Annotated in this window: 1 protein-coding gene; it reads left to right on the forward strand. The window is 47.3% G+C overall.

The annotated features are described in order from the left end of the window. Positions 1-161 precede the first annotated feature (161 nt). On the forward strand, positions 162-1376 hold the full coding sequence (locus PTZ19_RS25250) for an IS4 family transposase (protein ID WP_276358473.1): 1215 nt from the start codon (positions 162-164) through the stop codon (positions 1374-1376). Positions 1377-1530 lie beyond the last annotated feature (154 nt).

Genomic DNA, 1530 nt, shown 5'->3' on the forward strand with positions numbered 1-1530 from the left:
TCACTGGCGTTGCATATAAGCTAACACGAAAAATTTCTCTTCTATTAGTTACTATTTTTGTAATTTAATGATGTATTTTCGTGGATGGCCATAAAAAATTCTCCTATTGTGGTAGTGTAGGTTGCAATCCGTACACAACTCACAAAGGAGAACTCAGCCCCTTGAGTGTACCGGATTCTACAACCATTCGTCAATGCTTGTCTTTGTTGCCGCTTGCCGATTTTGCTGCTCCTTTTTTGGACCATCATGTCCGGAAATTACAAAGCGCAGGCCTGATCAAAGTGTTTATTGCCGCGCAGCTCGGTCATTGGGATTCTCTCCGTCGCATCCAACTTGAACTGGAAGCTGATTCTACTCTTCAACAGGAAGTCGGCTGCACGGTCAGCGCTTCACAGCTTTGCCGCCGTATTGAAGATTTTCCAAGTTGCGTACTAGAAGCCTTATGCCATGCAGGAATTTCGCGTATTCGCCAAACTGCTGCAAGCCACAAGAAGCTGCCGAAGGAACCCTTGTTTATTGTCGATTCCACTAATCTTCGTTTGCCGCACCAATTAGCCGATTGGACGTATGTGACGAAGCACCGAAGCGGTGTCAAGGTCCATACACGATTGGCTGTTTTGTCGGACGGCTCCTCATTTCCTGACCGAATTGTACCGTCGACCGGTAAAGTGAGCGACTACGAAGGCTCGGGTCTTCTCGTTGTTGATCCAAATGCGACGTACATTATGGATCGCGGTTATGTGTCCTATAAACGGATGGATCAGTGGTTGGTACAGAAATGTCGGTTTCTCATTCGGGTCAAGGAGCGCCACCAGCTGAGGCAGGTGCTTGAAGAATATCCGACAGACCCGTCTGACCCTAACCTGCTGAGAGACGCCATTGGTTATCTGGGTAGTCCATCCTCTTCGGTCCCTATGGAGCACCCCGTGCGGATTGTGGAATTTCATGACGAGCAAGGCCGGCTGTACCGCATTGCGACTTCGCGCTTTGATCTCTCGGCACGGGAAGTCGCGGATTTGTATCGCCAGCGGTGGCAAATCGAACTGTTTTTCAAGTGGATGAAGCAGCACTTGAAATTCGCGAAACTCTACAGCTACAAGCCGCAAGCGGTTTGGAACCACATCTTGCTTGCAATGATTGCCTATAATCTGGTGTTCTTATTGCGAATGCAGACACGTGCTCCGAAAACGACATGGGAAGTACTTCGGTTGATACGTGTGTATGCATTCCGAAGCTGGAACGCGTTCCTAGAGGCTCTAAGCAAAAGACCTTCAGGAAAAACAAAGGGACGTCAAAAGCGAAAAGATCCACCAAAACCGTTGAAGCCTGAAAGCTGTGGCGTGGCAATTGTGCAGCAGCCAAAGAAACAAGCGTAACTCAAATATCCATTAAATGGATGACGCAACCTACATTTGTGTACACGTTCCCTTTTTAGAATGTGCGTAGAAAAATCGAATGTAAATATTTACACCAATATACATTTTCAAGAAACAGACGCGCTGATGTCAGTGTTTATGCAACGCCAGTGAA

This window comes from Cohnella caldifontis (assembly GCF_029360585.1).
Lineage (GTDB): Bacteria > Bacillota > Bacilli > Paenibacillales > Paenibacillaceae > Cohnella > Cohnella caldifontis.